Raw genomic sequence first — 15,804 nt, forward strand, 5'->3', positions numbered from 1 at the left:
TTGCAACATCGGCGTTTGCCCAGATAAAACCTGCCAAAATAAACCTGTCCCTTTTTGGCAGGTTAGATGGTGAATTCGGCGAAGTTGCGGTCATCGTCTGCGGTGCCGGTGTCGTCTGTTGCGGCTGCCGGCGCCAGCGCGTCGCCACCGACGCCTTGCAGCAACTCGGCCACGTTGGCTTCGGGGTTTTGACATAGGATATCGAGCAGCTCGATAAAGTCGCGGATGACCTCGCGGGGCGTCAGGTGCGTGTCTGCCCCCACGCGGCCAAACTCAATCTTGAGGAAGTCCACCAAGTCGTTCTCGGTAAGCGTGGGCGTCCAGCCAAAGTAGCCGGCATGGATCTGCATGAGCTTTTCGATGAGCACCAGCAGCTCCTCGTAGGTGAGCGGCTGCAGGCGGATGATGGGCGCGAGCATGTCTTTGAGATCATCGCGCGCAAAACGGCCCTGAGCGAGACGGCTCCGAAGGGCCTCGTAGGAAAAGACGCCGCGGCGGCGGTCCTCGATAGAGGTCGGCGTGCCGCCCATGATCATGCCCAAGTACTGCGCCTTGCCCTGCAGCGTGTCGTTGTACATCGTTAGGATTTTCTCGTAGTTGTACTGTCGCGTGATGGCGTTGGGAATCTTATACAGATTCACGAGCTCGTCGATGAGCACCAGCATGCCCTTGTAGCCGCTGCAGACCAAAAAGCGCGCAATGAGCTTAACGTAGTCGTACCAGTCGTCATCGCTGATGATGGTTGAGGACCCCAGTTCGGCGCGAGCCTCGCTCTTGGTGCGGTATTCGCCGCGAATCCATTTGGTCACGCGGCTCATGGCCTCTTCGTCGCCCTCGGATACGGCCGCGCGGTAGCGGCGGAGCATACGGGCGAAGTCGAAGCCGTGGACCATTTCCTCGAGCGGGGCCAGTTGGGCATTAACGGCAGACTCGTCGGCATCGGCACACGAGGCGACCCAGCGATCTAGGATAAGGTTGAGCGCACCGCCCTCGGGGCGCGTTTTAGTCGATATGTTGCGGATGAGCTCGCGGTAGGTGGCAAGGCCCTGTCCCTGGCCGCCCTGTAGGCGGCGCTCAGGGGAAAGGTCGGCATCGGCGACGACGAACCCCTCGCCCATGGCATGCGTGCGGATGGTCTGGAGCAAAAAGCTCTTGCCGGCGCCGTAGCGACCGACTAGAAAGCGGAAGCTTGCGCCGCCATCGGCGATGAGGCTCAGGTCGGTGAGCAGAGCACGGATCTCGACCTCGCGCCCCACGGTGATATAGGGAAGGCCAATGCGCGGGACAACACCGCCCTTGAGCGAGTTGAGAATGACGGCAGCGACGCGCTTGGGCACGCGGGGCGCTGCGGATGCGGTATCACTCATGGTCTAGGTATCCTCTCACGTCTGCTTCGTAGTCCTCGATAATCTGCGGCCCTGCCGCGCTAAATTCAATTACGGTGTCGCCCACCAGGTCAAAGAGCGCCTCGTTGATGGTATCGACGAGCATGTCCTCGCTCTGTCCCGATTGCACTACCGCCGATTCCACCTGTACTGCGTTGTGCTCGAGCAGCGCACGGAGATAGGCGTCTGCGGCAGGCGCGAGTTCGTTCGTGGCGTCAGCGGGCGCAGCAGCTGCGAAGGCGGGCGTCGGCGCGAGAAGCGGTGCCACGACACCAAAGTGTTCGGTGGATATAGTCGGCTCGTCGGCCTCGTCCTGCCGAATGGGTGCCGCGACCGCCTCGACCGTCGCGTCGGCCACGGGCTCGGCTTCCCGTCGCTCGGCAACTGCCACCTCGGCATCCGCAAGCGCGCTGTCCTCGCGCTCCTCGTCGATCAAAAGCGCCTCGCGCGTTTGTGCGGCGGCGCTCCGAATGTGCCCCAGCTGGCTCAGATCGATATCGATCTTGATGGGCTGGTGTGCGGCGTCCCACGAAAGCCATGCCACGATCTCGTCATCGATAATCTTGGCCAGATATTTGGGGACCTTTTCTTCCTTAAGGGGATGGGCGGGGTCCAGCGCCAGGCGCAGGCGTTGGTCGCAGGCGCGCATCATCTCACCGAGCTTGCTACTTTTTTGTCTGCTGCCGTGGATGCGCATGCATTCCCAAAAGCCATTTTGGCAACGGTAGATATGGATAGGATCCAGGCGGTATTCACAGTCCTCGTGGCGCTCGGGCGCAAAGAATACGGCCGAGGCAAACATGGTGTAGGGCATGGCCGTCTCCTCCCCAAACAAGCTCGCTACGATGCCGGTCTTTCGGTGCGTGTCATAGTAGCGCGCCATGCGGACATACACGGCGCATGCCACGTGGCGCAGGTCGCGATGGCGGCTGCGGTCGAGCCGTGAGTTATTCAGGTTGTACGTCGAGAGTGCGTCGATGGCAGCCATGAGTCGCTCCTCATGCGCTTCATCGGGCGGAAGGGGGAGCGTGGGCTCGGAGGTTTTGCGACGCTTGGGGGGCAGGTCCGACGGCGTCGGCGCGGGTACGAGGTCTCGTGCTGCGCGCCGCAGCTCGATAAGGGCGTTGTCGAACATGACGGTTTTAGAATCACGAAGCAGCTTGGGGTCAAGCCCGTGGAACACGGCGTAGTCCTGCAACCACACGCGTGCAAACCGGTCGATGCCGGGCTCAAAGGCGCGGTAGGCATCCCAAAAGGCCTTGATCTTGTTAAAACCATCGAGCGGGTCATCTACGCCAATGCCGCAAATCAGTTCATAGAGATACAGAAAGGCAAAGGACGTAGACGTTTCCTCGACGGTTCCGCGGCGCACTTGGGCATGCCAGGTAAAGTAGCCACGCAGCTGCCGGTCGCTCATGGCGTTGTAGGTGGGAAAGTACGACTTAAAGGTGCCGTTGTAGGGACAGTCGTCCTCAAAGTCGGCCATCAGCAGGCCTTGGCGGTAAAAGAGCTCCGCCTCCGATAGCCAACGTCCCGCGCCGCCTTTGGGATCATCTTGCCAGCGTGATATCTCGCGCATCTTGCGGTACTGGTCGGGGAGGAAGTTCTGCATCTGACGACCGGTCTTGAGAATCGGCTCGTCAGCATAGATTTCGTTTGAGAAGCGGGCGGACTGATGGGTCCGGGCCTCGGCCATAATGCGCTCGATGAGCATCTTGACGTCCTGGTCGGCCACCGCCCTCTCCTCTCCCTATATGGTGTCGGTGACCTCATATCATAGCACAGCATCAAACAGGTGTTCGAGATACCGTTCTCAGATAGATTTTTGGGACATGCCCAGAAATCTACCTGTAGGCGGGTTGGCCTTTGGGGCACTGGCGAAAGATGGATTTTAAAGCATGTCCCAAAAATCTACCGAGGGGTTAGAACAGGAGGGCGTAGATGACCGCCACGACGACGGAGGGGAGCATGTTGGCCGTGCGGAAGGTCTGAGGTCGAATAAGGTTAACGCCGACGCAGAAGATGAGCATGGAGCCCACAAGCGAAAGGCTGTCGAGGGCTGCGGTGGTCATGATGGGGGAGAGTGCGCCGGCAAAAAGCGTGATTGTGCCCTGGAATACGGCAACGGGCAGGGCCGAGAAGATGCAGCCGCGGCCAAGCGAGGCCGTCATGGTGCAGACGATGATGCAGTCCAGCGCGCCCTTGAGGGCAAGCGTTGACCAGTCGCCGAGCAGACCGTCCTGAATCGACCCTACGATGGCCATCGCGCCGATACACACGGTGAGCGATGCCGAGACAAAGGCGTTGGTGAACTCGTTGTCGCCTTCGCTGCCGGTTTTGCGCTTGAGCCATTCGCCGAGGTCCTCAATGGCGGCCTCCAGGTTGATGGCCTCGCCGATGAGCGAACCGAGGGCAAATGAGACGATAAGCATGGTGGTGCCGGTGGTCGCCAACGCCCCTCCATCGATAACGAGCATCTTTTGCATGGTGCCGCCCAGTCCGATAAACAGAACGCACAACCCCGACGCCTTCATGAGCGTGTCTTGGATGCGGGGCGTAATGAAGCGCCCACCCATGAGGCCCAGCAGACCGCCCGCGATCAAAAGTACGACGTTGATGATCGTCCCTAAACCCGGCATGAACCCTCCTGTACTTGATGCCAACGCGGCAATCGTAGCAGAACGGGGAGGGGAGCGCTCAGTATCCGAGCCAAGCAGCGGTTAGCGGTCTAGGACAGGATGGGGCTAAAGTCGAAGCGCAGCGTCATGAGGTGCTGCGGGGAGTCGATGGCTGCGGCAATGATGTCGGCATCTCGTGCACGATCGAACCCTTCAAGTTCCATTTGATAGGGGAAGTCTTCTTGGATACCGATGCGACGAGGAACCAAAAGCTTGGTCCCGTCGAATTCTTCGGTTCGCGTTCCGTCTGCTGCAACGGAATAAAGGTGTAACTTGGCGGTCGTTGCGGCATCAAGTGCCGAGATAGCTTGGATATCGTTCGATGCGCTCCTTGCTCCCACTGCTGTAAGTGCCGTAGGCGCGATGACTTCACCCGAAGGCAAAAAGACGAGCTCGACGGTATTGGGGAATGTGATGAGGACATTTTTGCGGCGGGGCGCACCGGCAGCGACTGGCTCAATGCTTGCGGCGTCGACGGTTTCCGTGTGGTCGAGCGCGACCATCATGCAACAGTTGCCTTCGTCGATATCTGGGGGAGCGGCAAAGTCCAGGACGTCTTTCGGTTGGGGATCGCCTAGTTCGGTGGCGGTGCCGTCTGGCTTCTCGAGGGGAGCCGCAGCGTTGTCTTCTGATGATGCGTCGTCTACATCGTCAACATGTGCCGGTGCGTCTGCGACCTCGTCTTTGGGGGATTTGTCATTATCGCTCGATATAGGAGCAGCAATCCCGACGGACCCCACTCCGTGCCATGTCATTTGGAGCAGCGCCGGATCGGCGAGAATGCGCTGCACGCCTTGCGCCTGGGTATCGATATTGATGGGGGCAGGATCTGATCCGCGCGTGAGGTTAAGCGAGCCCTTCTGTCTGGTGCTTTGAGCCTCTTGGTCGTCCGCGTCGCCAGCGTAGAACAGCAAAGGCGCATCTCCCGTTGCGATGGCTTCGGTGTCCGCCTTGGTCAGTCGCAGCGATGCCGTAAAGGAGATGATGGGCTGCGCGCCATCGACATTCGAGGGAACGCAGCCCAGGCATACACCCCCTCCTTCTTCATGGGCGGCGCTGTCGAAGACGACCTTCGCCCCGTTCGCCGAGTCATCGACCGAGGCAATATCGATGCGCAGCTCTAAGTCGCATGGGTCGCCATCGGCGTCGACTGCAGCCGATTTCCATGTGCAGATGGCGCAACCTGTCTGGGGGCCGTTCTCCTTGTCCGGTCGCTTGATATCCACGACTATCGAGTCGACCGTATTGCGGTGAAGGCATCCCGAGGTTCGGACCGTGGCGCGTGCGAGCGAAAAACGTTGGCAGGCGACGATACCCGACGAATTCGCCACGGGGTTCAGAGCTTGCGGTAAGGAGTTTGCCGTGGCGGGCGTCGCCCAAGCGGCGAGAGGCGTACCGCCCACCAGTGCGCTGCAGAGCGCGGTAACGGGCAAAAGGTTTTTGGGTGCCATGGTTCTCCTATCTATTCCGCGTACTCCGGTTGTGCTCGGCTATTGGTTGTGTTTGATGTGCAGGCCAAGGCACGTCAGTCCTGCTCCCACCGTGGCGACGCCTTCCGCAATGAGTTGCCGGGTGTCGCTCGTCTGAGCGAGCGGCTCGCGACGGCTGCCGCGATTAAGGCCCGAAAGGTCGACGGTCACTTCTGTGGCCGCCTGCGCTTGCTCTTGTTGAGCAAAGGCCATGGCAGGTGCGGACGCCAGGATGCCGACGATGGCAGCCAGTGCAATCGCCTTAGGACGTGGCGTGCGCACCGGGCTCGACCGTCCAGGTGATGCTTGCCACTTGATCTCCCGTACCGGTGGCATGGTAGATGTCACGCGTGACGCGGGCGACGTGGCCACTCACATTGAGCTTGATTTTGTCCGTTCCGTCGGCAATGTCCTTGTATTTCATGTCGAAGCTTGCGTCTTTGGAAAGATCGAGGCCCGTAGTCTGAGTCGCCGAGCTGGCATCCTTTTCTGCCTTATCGGGGCCAACCTTAAAATCGATGGAGTTCTGGGCCGAGCCCGTCTTTGCGTCTGCAACGATTGTCCAGTCGTTCTTGGCCGTGACCTTCATGTTGGTGACGTGGATGCCATATGCCGAGAGGTTGTCGATGGTAATCGTCTTGTCGGAGGGTCCTACAAGCGTTCCGTCGGCTTTGGCGGCAAAGGGGATGACCGTTGGGGCTTTAAACGAAACATTGCTAATGTCGGCCTTCACCGTCACATCGGTGGTTCCAGCGCGCACCTCTGCCATGGCCGCCGTTGGCGCGGCACCCATCGCAAGTGCGAGCGTAAGCCCTGCGCCCACGGCGAGTGCCCTGGCTCCGCTCAGGTTCATGGGTGTGTTCATAATTGATCCTTTCTGCTCGTCGCGGACTGTTTCCGTGATGGTTGGACGAATGGGGGCAGGGTGCTGCCCCTGCGAGTGCGTCGGCCACTAGCCTTCTGCCTGGGTCACTCGCACTTTGACGCGCGTCGGATTGCCGTGGGTGTCGTAGGTCTTGGCATCGAGTGCCTGAATCTCGATATATGCCTCGCCTTCTTGGATATCGCCAGCGGGGCAGGTCGCAACCGTCTTGCCGGCTTCGACCACACCGGACTCATAGATGGTCTCGTCGTTTTGAATCACGCGGAAGCGCTGGGGAAACTTGTTGTCTTGGACGTTTTGCACGTTGACGCGCAACTTGCCGCCTTCCTGTAACTGTGCGACCGGCGCGACCGAGATCGTCATCATGTTGTCGCGGACGATGGCGTCGAGCTCATCCTGGATTTCTTGGCGCGATTTACCCTCTGCCGTCGTGACTGAGGCGCCCGCTTCGGGCACGGGCTGCGACTGCCAGGCGTATAGCCCTACGGCGATGAGGGCGCAGGCGATAGCCAGGCAGACAACGACGAGTTTCTTGCGACGCCCCAGCCCTGCAAGGCGGGGCGGCTTCTTCGCACTCATGCGGCGTCCTTGGTGGTGTAGACGCGTGCGAACGTGGACGGGTCCGCTCCAAAGAGCATGTGAAGCATCAGGCGGCGCGAGTAGATGAGCTCGTCGAAGTCGTGAGGGAGCTCGATGTTGTGGGTACGCGCGATGTGGTGGGCGAGCGCCGAGAACGACTCGGGGTCGCAGATAACATCGGTGGTGACGTGGTAGACCGCCGTATCGGGGAACGCCTCTTCGTCGAAAGGCAGGAGATAGGGATCGTCGTCGACCTCGATGGCGACGCCGTACTGGGGCCAGTAATATGCCATGGGAACCTCCCTGCTTCTGGGGCCAAAACTTCCATTGGTTTTGGCTGTTGATGCCGACCGTATCAGTCGCTACTTGACCAATTCCTGACCAAATGCTTGACGGATTGACATCTCCGCAGGTAAAAGATGGTAAAAATTACTTCAACTTTTTTCGAGCGACAATTGCGTGGTCGCTGGCGGTAAAGCGACATGTGTCAAAAGCATCGTCTGCCGAGGAAACATTGCCGCTCGCCGAATTGCACAAACGTAAAAATCGCCAATTATGGAGACGGTTTCGAACACGTCGACGAAACGATGCGGTAACATCTCCCTGCAAACACTGTAGTTAGCTAAAGGGGGAGTTCGCGTGTCTGCAACTATCAAACCCTTCACCGACGAGTTCGAAGAGTATGGCCGCGATGAGTCTCGCACATCGGGCGAGGCCTCGAGCATCTCGTTTCCGACAACAGAGGACGAGGTCCGCGCCATTTTGAAAAAGCTCCATGCCGAGCGTGTCCCGGTGACGGTTCAGGGCGCCCGGACCGGTCTTGCCGCCGGCGCCGTGCCTCATGGCGGTCACATTCTCAATACTTCCCGCATGAATCGCTACCTAGGCATTCGCCGCGATGAGCAGGGTCGCTTTCTTTTGCGTGTGGCGCCCGGCGTCGTGCTGTCTGAGCTGCGCAAGCAACTGGGCAAGAAAGTGCTGCCGACTGCCGGCTGGGACCAAGCATCGCTTGAGGCCTACGAGGAGTTCCAGGAAGCTCCCGAGCAATTCTTTCCTACCGATCCCACCGAGGCATCTGCCTGCCTGGGTGGTATGGCGGCATGCAACGCTTCCGGCGCCCGTAGCTACGCGTACGGCCCCATGCGTCCTCACGTCACGGGCCTTCATGTCGTGCTGACCGATGGCGACCTGCTCGAGCTTCACCGTGGCGAGGTTTTTGCACAGGGTCGTCGCCTTTCGCTCGTCACGGTGCAGGGCCGCACGCTCGAGCTCGACCTTCCCGACTACACCATGCCAAGGACCAAAAATGCTTCGGGCTATTTCGTTGCTGACGATATGGATGCCATCGATCTGTTTATCGGTGCGTGTGGTACACTCGGCGTCATCACCGAGCTCGAGATTGCCCTGCAGGCGGCACCTGCGGTCGTTTGGGGCGTGAGCTGCTTCTTTGATAGCGAAGACAAGGCCGTGTCCTTCACCGATTCTGTGCGTCCCGTCCTGTCCCACGCGGCTGCCATCGAATATTTCGATGCGGGCGCCCTGGATATCCTGCGTCGTCAGCGTGAGCAGTCGACCGCGTTTGCCTCGCTGCCGGCGCTCAACAAAGACGCCAAGGTCTGTGTCTACGTGGAGCTCGACTGCGATGACGAAGTCCAGGCGACTGAGGAGCTGTATCACTTGGGGTGGGTGCTAGAGCTTGCGGGCGGCAGCGACGATGCGACATGGGTCGCGCGCACCGAGGTCGATCGCGAGTGTCAGCGATTCTTCCGCCATGCGGTGCCCGAGAGCGTCAACATGCTCATCGACGAGCGTCGCCGCACGGATCCCACCATCACCAAGCTGGGGTCCGACATGTCGGTCCCCAACGCGCGTCTGGCCGATGTCGTTGCGCTCTATCGTCGCACGCTGGCCGAAAGCGGGCTTGAGTCTGCCGCCTGGGGACACATCGGAAACAACCATCTGCATGTAAACATCCTGCCGCGCGATGCGCAGGATTACCGCCGCGGCGGAGAACTCTTTGCCCAGTGGGCTTCCGAGGTCACGGCCATGGGCGGCGCCGTCTCCGCCGAACACGGCGTCGGCAAGATCAAGGCGGGCTTCTTGGAGACGATGTACGGTCACGAGGCCATGGTCGAGTCGGCGCGGCTCAAGCTTCAGCTCGATCCTACCGGGCAGCTGGGTCGCGGTAACCTGTTTTCGGAGAAGCTCTTGGATGAGCTCGTCCAGAAAGGGGGCGCGTGAAGATGAGCGATTTCCATATGGTGGTGTGCATCAAGGCGGTGCCGGGCAGCACCGAGGTCAAGATGGACCCCAAGACCAATACCATCGTGCGCGATGGCAAGCAGGCGGTCATTAATCCCTTTGACGCGAGCGCTTTGGAATGCGCGCTGGCGCTGAAGGACGACTTTATCGGCTTTGGCATGGACGTGCGCGTAACGGTGGTGTCGATGGGCATCCCCGCGACTGAATCGCTCTTGCGCGACTGCATCGCCCGAGGCGCCGATGACGCACTGCTGCTAACCGATCGCACCTTTGCAGGTGCCGATACCCTGGCAACCACCTATGCCCTCAAGTGCGGCATCGAGGAGCTCGACGAGGACTTCGACCTGCTCATCTGCGGCAAGATGGCGGTGGACGGCGATACGGCCCAGATTGGTCCCGAGCTTGCCGGTGCCTTCGAGATTCCCTGCGTGACCGACGTGAGCTGCGTGCAGAGCGCGGGCTTTGCGAACTGTGGTTCACTGGCGCTTGTTCACGGCTGCGATGCCGGTGAAGAGACGGTCTATCTTGAGATGCCGTGTGCGATGACGACCGCAAAGGAGATTGGCCAACTGCGCATGCCGAGCATTGCCGGTATTCGTGCGGCCGAGGAGGCGGACGTGCGCGTGGTCAGCGCTGCCGACGTGCATGCCGACCCCGCGCGCTGCGGCCTTGCCGGCTCGCCGACGCAGGTCGTGCGATCGTTTGTGCCCGACCGCGACCAAACGTGCGAGGCCGTTGGCGGAACAGCGTCCGAGCAGGCGGCAAAACTTGCCAAGATTATCGAGGGGATGGCATAGATGAGCGGACTGGTTATCGATAGCGAAGCCTGTATCGGCTGCGGTCGCTGCGTTCGCGCCTGTGCCTCGGGCGGCATCGTCGTGGAAGGCGATCGGCCCAACCGTTGCGCCCGCGTAACCGATGGCTGCATCCTATGCGGCGGGTGCGTCGACGCCTGTCCCGTCAACGCTATCTCGCTCGAGCGTGACGAGGCCGCCGTCGCGGCAGACCTTGATACATATCGAGACATTTGGGTCTTCGTGCAGACCGACGAGCACGATACGGTGACTCCCGTTGCCTATGAGCTCATAGGCAAGGGCCGCGAGCTTGCCGATGCACGCGGCTGTCGCCTGGTGGCGCTGGTCGGCATGGGCCCCGAGGGCTCGCTCGGGGACCTGGAGCATCTGGTTTGCGCCGGTGCCGACGAGGTCCTGGTCTGTCGCGACGAGCGTCTGCGTCAGAACGATGCGGAGGTCTACGCCCGGCTGATCTGCGATTTGGTGGCAGAGCGCAAGCCCGAGGCTATTTTGTACGGTGCGACCGCCTTTGGCCGCGAGCTGGCGCCTGGCGTTGCCGTGCGCCTGCAGACGGGCCTTACGGCCGACTGCACCGTGCTTTCGATGGATACGGAGACGGGACTGCTGCAGCAGACGCGTCCGGCGTTTGGCGGCAACCTGATGGCCACCATTATCTGCCCCAACCACCGTCCTCAGATGGCAACGGTGCGTCCCGGCATCTTTAAGGCGCCCGACTTTGACTATAGCCGCTCCGGAACGATTACCCAGGTATTTCTTGCGGAAGACGTTAAGGCCCGTGTCGAGATCTCGATTCCCGCCGAGGAATGGGGACAGCAGGCCTCAATTGCCGATGCCGAGCGTCTAGTTGTTGTGGGTCGCGGTATCGGCTCCAAGAAAAACCTACCCTTGATGCGAAAGCTCGCCGAAGCCCTGGGTGCCGAGCTCGGCTGCACGCGACCCGTTGTGGAGGCGGGCTGGTTGGAGTATCGCCACCAGATTGGCCAGACGGGCGTATCGGTTTCACCCAAGCTCCTCGTGAGCATTGGCGTCTCGGGTGCCATCCAGCATCTTGCCGGCATCGGTGGGGCGGAGTGCATTATCGCCATCAATGAGGACCCGGATGCCCCCATCTTTGGTGCTGCCCAGTACAAGGTCGTCGGCGACGCCGTCGAGGTCGTTGAGGAACTGCTGGCCCAGCTTGAGCGCTAGGCGCGCGCCAGCCAGTCGCGCATCTCGTCCTTTAGGCGCTTCCAGGTTGCTTGCGTGGCGGGATCGGTAAAGGGGCGCGTGATGCCAAAGGGCGCGTCGAGCAGGCGGTAGATATCGCCCTGCTCGCGCGCCAGCGCGCGGCCTGCGGGATAGACGAGCTCAAACATAAAGCAGATGAGACCCACCAGGTAGTCTGCGGGTTCGTCGCGTTCGTCGCGTGCGACGCAGCGGTGCTCGTCAAAGGCGGCAAGTGTCGGCGACGAGAAGCGGCTGCCGAGAAACGTCTTCTCGTTCACCTTGAGGATGGTGTCGACGGTGCTGTCGGCGATGGTGCGCATAATGTCGATCTTATCGCCATCGCGCACGATATCGCAGAAGCACCGTGTACGCTCGTCGAGTTGTGCCGGCAGGCGAAAGTCGCTGTGATAGGCAATGCTCGCGCGGATGAGCTCGTCGTGCTCGTCGGCCTCGATAAAATCTCGGATGCTTGTTGTTGCAGGCGCGTCGTCGGGGTTCTCGCCAAAGAGGACCCCGACGCCCAGCGCTGCGTGGCTCATACTCTCGGCGTCCTTAAAGGTGTCCCAGCGCCGCAACTGTTCAAAGCGTCCCATATCGTGTAACAGGCCGCAAAGCCAGGCCAGGTCAATATCCTCTGTCGACCAGCCCTGCTCACGCGCCACGGTATCGCACGCTTCCGCCACGTGATAGGTATGTTCGATCTTGAGTGCGATGCGCGGATTGGCGGCATCGTAGGCATCGGTATAGCGTTTGAAGGCCGCGGTCGCCCGGCCCCGATCGATAGCTGTCATAATGACTTCCTAAAAGTTGTGTCTTTCGATCCGGTGGCAATTGTAGGCGAACTCGGTTGCTGGCGCACGTACCGGCGGCATCGATCGTCGCAAGCGTCGCTGCTATATCCCCCCGTTTCGCGCTCTATAGAGGGGTGGCGCCGCGGGCGCCGAATCTCGTTCCATCCGAACTTGTCGAATTTCTCACCGAGGCGGTCTGCTTCTTCTGGTACCATGTTCAGACTTTACTGTAGCAAAGTGTGACATGGGCTTTTGTGCCCCGTCAACGGAAATGGGGGTTTCATGGCACAGGAAGCAACCGCCAACGAGCAAAAGAAATTCAAAGTCCCGCGTATCCCGGGTGACATCATGATCTATCCCATGATCGTTGGCCTTTTGCTCAACACTTTCTGTCCGCAGGTCTTTGAGATCGGCGGCTTCTTTACCGCAGCCTGCCGCGGCGGTTCCAACACCATCGTCGCCGCGATCCTGCTGTTTGTGGGCGCCGGCATCAGCTTTAAGTCCACGCCGGGCGCCATCAAGACCGGCATCGTCGTGTTGATCCCCAAACTTGTTCTTGCGGCTGCCCTTGGCTTGGGTGTGGCATATTTCTTTAACGACAACTTCTTGGGCCTGAGCTCCGTGTCTATCATCGGCGGCATCACGTTTTGCAACATGGCGCTCTATACGGGCATCATGGGCGAGTTCGGCGATGAGTCCGAGCAAGGTGCCGTCGGTATCCTGTTCTTTACGGCCGGCCCCGCCGTCACGATGATCATCCTCGGTGTCTCGGGTCTCGCTAACATCCCCGTCGGCACCATCATCGGATCCATCCTGCCGCTTGTTATCGGCATGGTCCTGGGCAACTTGTTCCCGTTTATCAAAAACCTGCTGGTTCCCGGCGCCAATCCCGCGATCGCTGTCATCGGTTTTCAGCTCGGTGCCTCCATGAGCCTGTCGAGCTTTATCACCGGCGGTATTTCCGGCATCTTGCTGGGCCTTATCACGCTGTTTGTCGTCGGTCCTATCGCCTTTGCGTTCGAGCGCCTGTGCGGCGGCAATGGCAAGGCGGCCGTGGCTTGCTCTACTATTGCTGGCACGGCCATGACCACACCGGTTGCCCTCGCCGAGGTTGCACCGCGCTACGCCGAGCTTGCGCCCACCGCGTACGCCCAGATCGCCACCGCCGTTATCATCACGGCAATCATGGCTCCGATTCTGACCGGCTGGGTCGACAATAAGTTTTGCCAGGGCAAGGAGGATCTGTCGCCTGCCGGTGTCGAGGCCATCGAGGAGGTCGTCGCGACCGACATCGATGGCGAGTAGTGAGCGCTACCAATCAACGATGCCGGCGTGCAATTCACGCCGTTTGAGCGCCCGAACGAAAGCTGTCTTGCAGTGACGTTCGGGCGCTCTGCTATTATTCCCCTTACCCCTGCGGAGTAGGGGGTGTTTGTTGCTCAGACTCGAATCGGGAGATTCTGACCACTTGGATATTGAAGGGATGGCGTCTAGTGGTTAAGGCGCTCAAGATTGAGATATTCCTGCTATGCACGATTGTTCTTATCGGGCTTGCCGTGCGAAGTCGTCGCTCCTTGTTCTCGAGCACCCAGCAGCTGTTGTTTAGCATGCTTGGCTACACCTCTGCCGCGTACATATCATTCGATATGATCTGGACGCTTTCGGATGGTGTGGACGGCACGTTGGGCATTGCCGTCAACTGGATTTCCAACGCGGTTTCGTTTTCGCTCTTTGCCATCGTGTGTCTCATTTGGTTTATCTATTCCGAGACGGTGCAGGGTTCTCGCCTTTTGACCTCGCGCTATAGGGTGCTGCTTGTAACGTTGCCTACGGTTCTGGTGGTCGTGCTGGCGTTTGCCAGTTACTGGACGCACGCCCTGTTCTACATCGATGCCCGTGGCGTGTACCGCCGCGGTGTCGCCTATATGATTCAGCCTATCGTGAGCTACTGCTATGTCATATATACGTCCTTACACGCTTTTGTGCATTCCCTACGGGTTGAAAGCCTGCGAAAGAAGGCCATTTATCGAACTCTGGCATTCTTCGCCATTCCGGCCCTGGTGGGCGGTACCCTTCAGGTCATATACTCGGTGCCCGGCCTTTGTGTCGGCATAATGATTAGCATGTTATCGCTCTACATCATCTACCAGGAGCAGCTCATCTCGACCGACCCGTTGACTGGCCTCAACAATCGCAATCGTTTTGAAACCTACATGCTGTCGACCTTCTCAAATGTGGATCAGGCCGAAGATGTGTATCTGCTTATGATGGACGTCGACGGCTTTAAGCAGATTAACGATCGCTATGGACATGTGGAGGGCGACCATGCCCTCCAGGTCATATCCGCTGCGCTCAAAGAAGTCTGCTCGGCGTCTGGTGGCTTTATCGCACGTTATGGCGGCGATGAGTTCGTGGTGCTTCAAAAGGCGACGACGGAGCAGGATATCATGCATCTGTGCGCGACAATCAACGACGAGCTCGCGCGCGCCGAGGTTCCGTATCTGTTGCGGATGTCCATCGGCTATGCACGGGTTGGTGATGGCGTCGATTCCTGGCAAGACTTGCTTCGCGCTGCCGACGCGGAGCTCTACCGTGTAAAGCGCGAAAAGAAGCAAGCCGGCGTCCAGATACGCTAGAAAAAAGGGCGAACGCTTGCGTTCGTGGTGGCCCTCAGCTCACCGATGTACTCCATTAAGCTAAAGTGTACGACACCCTCTCTAAAAAGGTGAGCTCGCTAGGCTTTTTTGGGTTTGTTGACGATGATGATGCCGCCGCAGACCAACAGCAGGGCAACGATGACGGTAACGGGGCTCGTGCCGGCACCCTCGCCGAGCAGCAGCGCGCTCAGCAGCACGCCAAAGACGGGGTTCATAAACCCGAAGACCGAGACGCGGCTGACGGGGTTGACGGCAAGCAGACGCGACCATAGCGAGTACGCGACGGCGGATATGAGTGCCATATAATTGATGAGCGCGATGGCGGGGATGATCGCGGTGGGGGAGAGCGCGCCGCCCATCAAAAATCCGACGGCGGTAAGGACCAGGCCACCGACTAAAAACTGCCAGCCGGCGAGCAAGACGCCGTCGTGCTCGCGCGAGAAGATGCCGATCAGGCAGGTCGAAAGGGCACCCGCAACGGTGGAAGTCAAGATAAAGCCCTCGCCGTCGAGCGTAAAGCCAAAGGTGCCATTCGTGCCCGAAAGGTTGACGAGCGCGACGCCGGCAAATCCCAGCGCGCAGCCGAGCACCTTGGCCGTATTGAGCTTCTCGGTGCGAAACGCCAGGGCGGCAAAGAGGATGGCCAAGAAGTTGGCGCTGGCCTCGATGATGGAGCTCGACATAGCGCTGGCGCGCGAGAGTCCCAGGTAGAAAAAGAAGTACTGTCCGATGGTCTGGAAGAGCGACAGGATACAGATGGGCTTGATGTCGCATACCTGTGGGACGAGCGGGCGGTGCTGAGCCACGCTCATGCCAACAATGACCAGTATGCCGGCAAGGGTGAAGCGCAGGCCCGCAAAGAGCAACTGCGAGGCGCTATCGTGCGCGGGGATGCCAAAGAGCCTGTAACCGATCTTGATGCAGGGGAAAGCCGATCCCCAGAGCGCACAGCAGATAAGGCAGCCCAGGATGAGTCCGGACAGGGTGGCGAGATACGGCTTGCGGCTTTCCATGATGTCCTTCCGGTATGTGCGAAGCAAAAAAGAACCCGCCACCGGGCGTGCCGGTGGCGGGTGTTG

The 15,804-nt window shown here is 60.0% G+C and carries 15 protein-coding genes; 5 read left to right on the forward strand and 10 right to left on the reverse strand.

Annotated elements, in window-relative coordinates; genetic code table 11:
• Positions 1 to 62: 62 nt before the first annotated feature.
• From GT495_RS01170 to GT495_RS01205, 8 genes are all read right to left on the reverse strand, one after another.
• Positions 63 to 1,367, reverse strand: a complete 1,305-nt coding sequence (locus GT495_RS01170; RefSeq protein ID WP_161161847.1) for an ATP-binding protein — start codon at positions 1,365 to 1,367, stop codon at positions 63 to 65.
• Positions 1,360 to 3,120, reverse strand: a complete 1,761-nt coding sequence (locus GT495_RS01175; protein ID WP_370457552.1) for a TerB N-terminal domain-containing protein — start codon at positions 3,118 to 3,120, stop codon at positions 1,360 to 1,362. Before GT495_RS01175 ends, GT495_RS01170 begins: the two co-directional genes overlap by 8 nt.
• 187 nt (positions 3,121 to 3,307) lie before the next feature.
• Positions 3,308 to 4,024, reverse strand: a complete 717-nt coding sequence (locus GT495_RS01180) for a DUF554 domain-containing protein (protein ID WP_161161846.1) — start codon at positions 4,022 to 4,024, stop codon at positions 3,308 to 3,310.
• An 89-nt stretch (positions 4,025 to 4,113) separates the two neighbouring features.
• Positions 4,114 to 5,514, reverse strand: a complete 1,401-nt coding sequence (locus tag GT495_RS01185; RefSeq protein ID WP_161161845.1) for a hypothetical protein — start codon at positions 5,512 to 5,514, stop codon at positions 4,114 to 4,116.
• Between the two features lie 39 nt (positions 5,515 to 5,553).
• A complete protein-coding gene (locus tag GT495_RS01190; RefSeq protein WP_161161844.1) occupies positions 5,554 to 5,814 on the reverse strand; it encodes a hypothetical protein in 261 nt (86 codons plus the stop codon).
• On the reverse strand, positions 5,795 to 6,397 hold the full coding sequence (locus tag GT495_RS01195; protein ID WP_156063421.1) for a hypothetical protein: 603 nt from the start codon (positions 6,395 to 6,397) through the stop codon (positions 5,795 to 5,797). Before GT495_RS01195 ends, GT495_RS01190 begins: the two co-directional genes overlap by 20 nt.
• A gap of 87 nt (positions 6,398 to 6,484) precedes the next feature.
• The gene (locus GT495_RS01200; RefSeq protein WP_161161843.1) at positions 6,485 to 6,994 is read right to left on the reverse strand and encodes a hypothetical protein; all 510 of its coding nucleotides are present in this window, start codon (positions 6,992 to 6,994) and stop codon (positions 6,485 to 6,487) included.
• A complete protein-coding gene (locus GT495_RS01205) occupies positions 6,991 to 7,287 on the reverse strand; it encodes a hypothetical protein (RefSeq protein ID WP_156598435.1) in 297 nt (98 codons plus the stop codon). The genes GT495_RS01200 and GT495_RS01205 overlap by 4 nt, the downstream gene beginning before the upstream one ends.
• 346 nt (positions 7,288 to 7,633) lie before the next feature.
• Between GT495_RS01205 and GT495_RS11070 the strand changes: the two genes are divergently transcribed.
• From GT495_RS11070 to GT495_RS01220, 3 genes are read left to right on the forward strand one after another with little or no spacing between them, the layout of a single operon-like run.
• A complete protein-coding gene (locus tag GT495_RS11070) occupies positions 7,634 to 9,235 on the forward strand; it encodes an FAD-binding oxidoreductase (RefSeq protein WP_161161842.1) in 1,602 nt (533 codons plus the stop codon).
• A gap of 2 nt (positions 9,236 to 9,237) precedes the next feature.
• On the forward strand, positions 9,238 to 10,053 hold the full coding sequence (locus GT495_RS01215) for an electron transfer flavoprotein subunit beta/FixA family protein (RefSeq protein WP_161161841.1): 816 nt from the start codon (positions 9,238 to 9,240) through the stop codon (positions 10,051 to 10,053).
• On the forward strand, positions 10,054 to 11,259 hold the full coding sequence (locus GT495_RS01220) for an electron transfer flavoprotein subunit alpha (RefSeq protein WP_161161840.1): 1,206 nt from the start codon (positions 10,054 to 10,056) through the stop codon (positions 11,257 to 11,259).
• Here the strand turns inward: GT495_RS01220 and GT495_RS01225 are convergent.
• Positions 11,256 to 12,068: an HD domain-containing protein gene (locus GT495_RS01225; protein ID WP_161161839.1), complete on the reverse strand. Its 813-nt coding sequence runs from the start codon at positions 12,066 to 12,068 to the stop codon at positions 11,256 to 11,258. The genes GT495_RS01220 and GT495_RS01225 overlap by 4 nt on opposite strands.
• 282 nt (positions 12,069 to 12,350) lie before the next feature.
• Between GT495_RS01225 and GT495_RS01230 the strand changes: the two genes are divergently transcribed.
• Positions 12,351 to 13,373, forward strand: coding sequence for a 2-keto-3-deoxygluconate permease (locus GT495_RS01230; protein ID WP_161161838.1), 1,023 nt, complete (start codon positions 12,351 to 12,353; stop codon positions 13,371 to 13,373).
• Positions 13,374 to 13,561: 188 nt separating this feature from the next.
• Complete coding sequence (locus GT495_RS11075; protein WP_161161837.1) at positions 13,562 to 14,704, forward strand: GGDEF domain-containing protein; 1,143 nt, start codon at positions 13,562 to 13,564, stop codon at positions 14,702 to 14,704.
• A gap of 98 nt (positions 14,705 to 14,802) precedes the next feature.
• Here the strand turns inward: GT495_RS11075 and GT495_RS01240 are convergent, their stop codons facing one another.
• The gene (locus tag GT495_RS01240) at positions 14,803 to 15,738 is read right to left on the reverse strand and encodes a DMT family transporter (RefSeq protein ID WP_161161836.1); all 936 of its coding nucleotides are present in this window, start codon (positions 15,736 to 15,738) and stop codon (positions 14,803 to 14,805) included.
• Positions 15,739 to 15,804 lie beyond the last annotated feature (66 nt).

It is taken from the genome of Collinsella sp. BIOML-A6, assembly GCF_009875845.1.
In the GTDB taxonomy this organism is placed as follows: Bacteria; Actinomycetota; Coriobacteriia; order Coriobacteriales; family Coriobacteriaceae; genus Collinsella; species Collinsella aerofaciens_H.

Excerpts from the sequence above, each read along its gene's own strand:
- GT495_RS01170 (WP_161161847.1), bottom strand. The coding sequence starts at position 1,367 with ATGAGTGATACCGCATCCGCAGCGCCCCGCGTGCCCAAGCGCGTCGCT.
- GT495_RS01180 (WP_161161846.1), bottom strand. The coding sequence starts at position 4,024 with ATGCCGGGTTTAGGGACGATCATCAACGTCGTACTTTTGATCGCGGGC.
- GT495_RS01185 (WP_161161845.1), bottom strand. The coding sequence starts at position 5,514 with ATGGCACCCAAAAACCTTTTGCCCGTTACCGCGCTCTGCAGCGCACTG.
- GT495_RS01195 (WP_156063421.1), bottom strand. The coding sequence starts at position 6,397 with ATGAACACACCCATGAACCTGAGCGGAGCCAGGGCACTCGCCGTGGGC.
- GT495_RS01200 (WP_161161843.1), bottom strand. The coding sequence starts at position 6,994 with ATGAGTGCGAAGAAGCCGCCCCGCCTTGCAGGGCTGGGGCGTCGCAAG.
- GT495_RS01205 (WP_156598435.1), bottom strand. The coding sequence starts at position 7,287 with ATGGCATATTACTGGCCCCAGTACGGCGTCGCCATCGAGGTCGACGAC.
- GT495_RS01215 (WP_161161841.1), top strand. The coding sequence starts at position 9,238 with ATGAGCGATTTCCATATGGTGGTGTGCATCAAGGCGGTGCCGGGCAGC.
- GT495_RS01220 (WP_161161840.1), top strand. The coding sequence starts at position 10,054 with ATGAGCGGACTGGTTATCGATAGCGAAGCCTGTATCGGCTGCGGTCGC.
- GT495_RS01225 (WP_161161839.1), bottom strand. The coding sequence starts at position 12,068 with ATGACAGCTATCGATCGGGGCCGGGCGACCGCGGCCTTCAAACGCTAT.
- GT495_RS01230 (WP_161161838.1), top strand. The coding sequence starts at position 12,351 with ATGGCACAGGAAGCAACCGCCAACGAGCAAAAGAAATTCAAAGTCCCG.
- GT495_RS01240 (WP_161161836.1), bottom strand. The coding sequence starts at position 15,738 with ATGGAAAGCCGCAAGCCGTATCTCGCCACCCTGTCCGGACTCATCCTG.